The organism is Hydrogenimonas sp., assembly GCF_029933015.1.
GTDB lineage: Bacteria > Campylobacterota > Campylobacteria > Campylobacterales > Hydrogenimonadaceae > Hydrogenimonas.
The window spans coordinates 1-6,131 of record NZ_JAOZOZ010000027.1 but is presented as its reverse complement, the minus strand read 5'-3'; the positions used below and the strand labels follow the sequence as shown (position 1 = coordinate 6,131).

General features: G+C 52.0%; 6 protein-coding genes. All 6 read left to right on the top strand.

Annotated elements, in window-relative coordinates:
• A partial coding sequence (locus Q1K23_RS03400; RefSeq protein ID WP_300362398.1) for an ACT domain-containing protein occupies positions 1 to 232 on the top strand: 232 nt, incomplete at its 5' end.
• Positions 233 to 364: 132 nt separating this feature from the next.
• Complete coding sequence (locus Q1K23_RS03395; protein WP_300362396.1) at positions 365 to 1,780, top strand: TolC family protein; 1,416 nt, start codon at positions 365 to 367, stop codon at positions 1,778 to 1,780.
• Positions 1,777 to 2,568 (top strand): efflux RND transporter periplasmic adaptor subunit, encoded by a 792-nt coding sequence (locus Q1K23_RS03390; protein WP_300362393.1) that lies wholly within the window; start codon positions 1,777 to 1,779, stop codon positions 2,566 to 2,568. Before Q1K23_RS03395 ends, Q1K23_RS03390 begins: the two co-directional genes overlap by 4 nt.
• Positions 2,569 to 2,579: 11 nt before the next feature.
• Positions 2,580 to 4,208, top strand: coding sequence for an efflux RND transporter permease subunit (locus Q1K23_RS03385; RefSeq protein ID WP_300362390.1), 1,629 nt, complete (start codon positions 2,580 to 2,582; stop codon positions 4,206 to 4,208).
• The gene (locus Q1K23_RS03380; RefSeq protein ID WP_300362387.1) at positions 4,208 to 5,902 is read left to right on the top strand and encodes an efflux RND transporter permease subunit; all 1,695 of its coding nucleotides are present in this window, start codon (positions 4,208 to 4,210) and stop codon (positions 5,900 to 5,902) included. Before Q1K23_RS03385 ends, Q1K23_RS03380 begins: the two co-directional genes overlap by 1 nt.
• Positions 5,902 to 6,102, top strand: coding sequence for a DUF2905 domain-containing protein (locus Q1K23_RS03375; protein WP_300362383.1), 201 nt, complete (start codon positions 5,902 to 5,904; stop codon positions 6,100 to 6,102). The genes Q1K23_RS03380 and Q1K23_RS03375 overlap by 1 nt, the downstream gene beginning before the upstream one ends.
• Positions 6,103 to 6,131: the final 29 nt, after the last annotated feature.

The following is a 6,131-nucleotide window of genomic DNA, read 5'->3' as shown; positions in this document are numbered from 1 at the left end:
ACCGAAAGGCCGTATGATTCTTTTTAAAAATACCGACGTACCGGGTGTCATCGGGGATGTGGGACAGATTCTGGCACGACATCACGTCAACATCGCCGATTTCAGGCTTGGACGCGACAAATCCGGTCTTGCGCTCGCAGTCATCATCGTCGATAACGATGTTTCCGACATAGTCCTCCGGGAACTCGATGCACTCGAGGCTTCCATCTTCGTCAAATACGTTATTCTCTAACTCCCAAAAGATGGTTATCAAGAGTGATCTTGATAACCAAAACTTATAAATAATATAATTTTAAATTTTATTTAGTACAATAACTGTAATTTTGTTGTAAAATTAGAGACTTTCTTCGTCAAAGGAGATGGAATGAAGAAGACGCTGTTGGCGATGGTCATGACATTGCCACTTTTTGCTGTTCAGCAGAATCTCACGCTCGAACAGGCGCTTGATCTGGTCAGACAGAACAATATCGAGGTCAAAGTCGCCGAACAGGATATCCTGATGAAAGAGCAGGAGCATAATGAAGCCGTCGGATACAATTACGGTCGACTCGACCTGGTCATCAACGCTCTGCGTTCAAACGATGCGGGGAACGTTTTCGGTTTCAAACTGCAGAGCCGTGAAGCGAGTTTTGCCGATTTCGGATTCAGTGAGTTTTTGGCTCCGATGGGTGAGGTTCTCGAGCAGATGAATGCCCATCCGGGCGGTTTGCCTCCGGGGTTTACGCGGGGTATGGGTTCAATTCTCGATATCGAGCCCGAAGATCTGAACTATCCGGATGCGCGAAACCATTTCCAGGAAAAGGTCCAGTATCAGGTACCCATCTATGTCGGTGGCAAACTTCAGAAATATGGTGAAATTACCGACAAGATGACCACCATCAGCAAGCTTGACAGACAGAAGGTGCTCAATCAGAAACTCTTCGAGACGCGTAAAACCTACTACAACATCTCTCTCGTCGAAAACTACATCAAGAATCTGAACCAGATCCTCAAAAATGTCGAGGAGCTGGAAGATACCGTTTCGAATATGGTCGACGAGGGTTATGCGCTCGATATCGATCTGCTTCAGGTGCAGACGAAAAAGGCGGATGTTCTTCGGATGATCAACCAGGCGAAGCTAAACCGTGACCTGGCCTACCAGTATCTCTCTTTCCTGCTCGATGACGAAGTGGCCTCGATCGTAGTCCTGGACAACGACGTCCCGATGCCCAGGATGAAAAAAGAGGAGATGCTGGGACGCAACATCGACATTCAGAAAGCCCATATGGGTCTGGAAGTGACCGATTTGGCCATCGATGTGGAAAAAGCCAGTTTCCTTCCCCAGATCGGAGCTTTCGCCGAATATGGAAGTGCCGACAATACGTTCCTGAACGATTTCAGCGACAAAGATGCCTATACCTTCGGTGTGCAGCTCAAATGGAACATCTTCAACGGCTTCGTCGACAAATCCAAATACGAAAAAGCCAAAATCCAGAACATCAAGATGCAACATCAGGTAGAACTCGCCAAAAAGGGGATCGGACTGCAGATCGACAAAATCATCACTTCGATCAAGAGCAAGGATTACGATATCCAGTCGCTGCGTGAAAAGGTCAAGTTTACCCGTCGTGTCTACGAAAACTACTACAGCCGCTACAAAGAGGGGCTGATGTCGATCAACGATGTCCTGATCAAAAACAGTGAGGAGATTCAGGCGGTCCTGAGTCTCGTCAAAACACGGTTTGAACGCAACAACAAAGTCTTCGAACTCGAAAACATCATCAACAAAGGAATCCTATGAAAAAACTGATCTTACTGATTGCACTGTTCGCAGCCGGGTTGAGTGGTGCCGAACTGACACTCACAGGCAGTGTCGTTTCGGACAATCAAAAGATGATGACCAGCCGTTACATGGGATTCGTCAAAAGAGTCTATGTCGTGGAGGGACAGCGTGTCAAAAAAGGGCAGCTCCTCTATACGATCGATTCCAAAGAGATCGACAGTGCCAAATCCCAGGTCGAGCTGGCGATCTCCCAGGCCGAACTGGCGTTGCAGATGAACCAGAACCAGTACAACAACATTCTGACAAACCTGGCCCGTCACGAGCGTCTCTTCAAAAAAGGGATGGTCTCCAAGTATGAACTGGAAAATCTCCAGCTGGCTGCGGAAAACACCAAGGCGATGATAGAGATCGCCAAGAAGCAGGTGGCCCAGGCCAAAGCGAAGCTGGCGGAAGTGAAGAACCAGTACAAATATCTCGCCGTACGTGCGCCCAACGACTCCGTTGTCGTCGAGAAGCGTATCAATGACGGTGAGATGGCGATTCCCGGTATGCCTGCCATCATCCTGACCGATCTGAGTCGTCTGAAAATCATGACGGAGATCTCCGAAAGCGACCTGAAAGATGTCAAGGTGGGCCAGAAAGTGACGGTCGAGATTCCTTCCATCGGATTGCGCAAAGAGGGTGAGGTCTATGCGATCATTCCCAGTTCCAATCCGATGACCCATCAGTTCAGAATGAAAGTCTCGTTCGATTACAAAGGGCAGCCGGTCTATCCGGGCATGTATGCCCAGGTCACGATCAAGTAAAAGGCCGGCGCATGCAAAAATCAACCTACAAGGTCAGGGATATTGCCGGAAAGCTGGCCAAGGGCTTTCTGCACAACCCTCTGACGCCGATACTGGGTGCGTTTCTTCTGATCATCGGCTACATCTCTCTCGAGGTGATGCCGCGTGAAGAGGACCCGCAGATCTCCGTGTCGGGGGGAACGATCATCGTTCCGATGCCGGGAGCCTCTCCCAAAGAGGTGGAAAACATCATCGTCAACCCTCTCGAGCGCAAACTCCGGGAGATCAAAGGGATCGAGCATATCTACGGTATCGCGATGGACAATGTCGGTGTCGTCAATGTCATGTACTACATCGGTGAGGACCGGCAGGCGGCCAACCAGAACCTCTACGACAAAGTCTTCCAGCACATGGACGAATTTCCCAAGGGTGCCATGCAGCCGCTGATCAAGCCTTTCGACGTGGATATCGACATTCCGATCATGGGCATCACTTTCTACAAGAAAGAGGGTGCGAAGATATCCGATATCGAGCTTTTCAAAGTGGTTCGAGAAATCCAGCAGGAGCTCAACCGCATCGAAGACGTTTCGAAAACGGAGATCAAAGGGGGCAAGAAAGAGCAGTACAACATCGAAGTCGATCTGGGTAAGCTTTCGGGGTACCACCTCTCTCTGGGACAGATCGTCCAGGCGCTCAAAGCGCTGGCAGTCGACGTACCGGATGTCAAAGGCAGGACACAGGACAACAAACTCGTCATATTCGGTGTCAAGAACGCGATCGAAAGTATCAGGGATGTCGAGAACCTGATCGTCGCACAGTACATGGGCTCTCCCATCTATCTCAAGAATATCGCGAAGATAACCGACGGTACCGATATCCAGAATTTCAAAAGTGTCGAGATTACCCACAGGGACGAAAAAGGCTTCACGCCGCTGGAGGATTCCGTGACGCTGACGCTGGGCAAACTGGCCGGTGCCAATGCCGTCGTCATCGCCAACGAAGTGAAACAGAAGATGGAGGAGTTCCGTCCTAAACTGCAGAAGATGGGGATCAGTTACTCCATCACCCGTGACTACGGAAAACGTGCCAACGACGCGGTCAACGAACTGGTGGACCACATTCTCATCACGATCGTCATCATCTCCATCATGCTGGTCTTTTTCCTCGGATGGAAAGAGTCGCTCATCGTCACCTTCACGGTGCCCGCGATTCTGGCGATCACGCTCTTTATCGCCTATCTGAGCGGCCAGACGATCAACCGTATCACACTTTTTGCCTTCCTGCTTTCTCTGGGGCTGCTGGTCGATGCCGCGATCATCGTCATCGAAAACATCCACAGGCATCTCCACTCCCACGATGCGGTGGACAAGGATATGGACGAGATCATGGTGGAAGCGACCGACGAGATCGGCGCGCCGACCAATATCGCGACACTGGCGATCATCCTGACGATGGTGCCGATGGCCTTTGTCGGCGGTATGATGGGGCAGTTCATGAAGCCGATTCCCGCCAACGTGCCGGTGGCTCTGGTCGCCTCGCTTGTCGTCGCCTATATATTTACACCCTATCTGGGTCGTCGGCTGTTGAAGAAGCCGCATATGCACCATCATCAACACCATTGGCAGAAGGAGAAGTCCGGTGAAGAGGGAGGTACCCGGTGATGAAGAGATTTGAACAGTTCGTTTTCGGCATACTGGGTTCAAACGGCAAACAGTGGCTGGTCATCATCCTGACGCTGGTGGCCCTTGCGGCATCGATCATGATGCTTCCGACCAAGATCGTTCTGGCGAAGATGCTGCCGGGCAAGAGCGCGAACACCTACAGTGTCTATATCCATACGCCGACGGCCAGCTCCATCGAGCAGACACGGCAGGTGGCCGAATGTGTCGTCGGTTTCTTGCAGAAAGAGAAGGAAGTCGTGGATACGGAGGTCTATCTGGGGCAGGGAGCACCTCTGGATTATGCGGGTCTGGTGAAAGGATCGGCTTTCAAAAACAGCGAGAACGAAGCCGAGATCGTCGTCAACCTCACGGACAAACACGAGCGTGAGGAGCCCTCCTTCATGATGGTTCATCGATTGCGCCCGACGATCAAGACCAACTGCGAAAAGATCGTGCCCGGCACGGTCATCGAGATGATCGAGCAGCCGGCGGGCCCGCCGACGCTGGCTTCCGTCGTGGCGGAGATCTACGGTCGCAACTACGAGAGCATCTACAAACTGAGCCAGAAGATCGCGGCGATCTTCAAAAAGACCGATGGACTCGTCGATATCAACATCATGGCCGACGATCCCTACAACAAGTTCGAACTGATCCCCAATTCCGACAAGATCAGCCGATCGGGTCTGAGTGTCGAACAGGTCAACAAGATCCTCTATCTCGCTTTCGAAGGGATGGTCGTGGCTCATAAAAACAGCAAGGACTATCCGGACCAGATCGGTCTTTTCGTCCGTCTGAGCGACAAGACACGCCGTCTCAGGGATCACAGCAGAAAAGCCCTGGAGGTGAAGCTCGCCTCGCTGAAGCTGATGAACCAGAAGGGGATGCTGGTGCCCGTCAACGAAATCGTCGATATCAGGGAAGTACCGGCCTCTCCGACGATCATGCAGAAAGAGCTTCGCCGCATGATCAACGTGACGGCGGAGACCGACCTGGTCTCCCAGGTCTATCCGCTTTTGGACGCGCGTGAGACGATCATGAACGAGCTCGCCAAAGATTACGACATCGAGACGACGGACTATCTTTTCAACCTCCGCCTGACGGATAAAAAGACGGGCGAAGTCTTCGATCTGAAGTGGGACGGCGAGATGAAAGTGACCCTCGATACATTCCGTGATCTCGGTGCGGCTTTCATCGCGGCGCTCATTCTGATTTTCTTGCTGCTTGTGATCTACTACAAAAACTTCACGATCAGCGGTATCGTCCTGGCGGGCAGCTTCCTCTCGATCATCGGCGTCATCGTGGGGCACTGGGTCGCCGATCTGGTGACCGAGCATACCTTCTTCCTCACGGCGACTTCGCTCATCGGTTTCATCGCCCTGATGGGTATCAGCTCCCGTAACTCGCTGCTGCTCATCGACTTCGCCAAGGCGCTGATGCTCGAAAAAGGGTTCGACAAGCAGCATGCCATCGCCGTGGCCAGCGCGACACGGGCCAAACCGATCATGCTGACCGCCATCGCGATCATTCTGGGTTCCGCCCTGCTCGCGAGCGACCCCATCTTCGGCGGCCTGGGTGTCGCCCTGATTTCAGGAACCGTAGCGGCGGTCATCGTTTCGCTCATCTTCATTCCGGTACTGATGTACCGTGCCAAAGCGATGGACCCCGAAAAGCTCAAAGAGCTTCAGGAAGTGTGATGCCCGAGATCGGAAAACTGCTGATCGGAATGGGCCTCGTGCTCATTCTATTCGGCCTTTTCGTCTCTTTCGTCGGGAAGCTTCCCGGCGACATCGTGATAAAAAAAGAGAACTTCACCTTCTACTTTCCGATCGCCACATCCATACTCCTTTCGATCGTTCTCTCCCTGCTTTTTTACCTCTTCTCCAAGTTTTTTTAGGTAAAATGCGTCAACAAAGAGCCAACTGC